The organism is Acinetobacter sp. AS167 (genome assembly GCF_037152175.1).
Taxonomy (GTDB): domain Bacteria; phylum Pseudomonadota; class Gammaproteobacteria; order Pseudomonadales; family Moraxellaceae; genus Acinetobacter.
In genome coordinates this window covers 1-267 of record NZ_JBBCMP010000050.1, presented here as the reverse complement: position 1 = coordinate 267, position 267 = coordinate 1, and the positions used below count along the sequence as shown (strand labels likewise).

Annotated in this window: 1 pseudogene; it reads left to right on the top strand. The window is 36.7% G+C overall.

Annotated features, from left to right (window positions below):
• Nucleotides 1-267 (top strand): annotated as a pseudogene (locus tag WFN33_RS20315) (RHS repeat-associated core domain-containing protein); the annotation flags it as partial.

The following is a 267-nucleotide window of genomic DNA, read 5'->3' as shown; positions in this document are numbered from 1 at the left end:
TGTAAAAGGTGCTAAAGCGATAGGTAAGAATGCTGTGATGGTGCTTGATGGAAGTAAAAAACTAGGTGCTTCTGATCTTACAAAATTAAAAGGTAAGTTTTCGGCTAGTTGCATGGCAGGTTATATTTTTAATAAACCAGTAAAGGATAGTGATGCAAATAATACAGATGCATTTTTAACTGGTTTAGCAGGAAGTGCAAGTGGTGGTATATGGGGAGTACGTGCAGGTTTAGTATTACCTATTGATACAAGTTCTACATCGGTTAG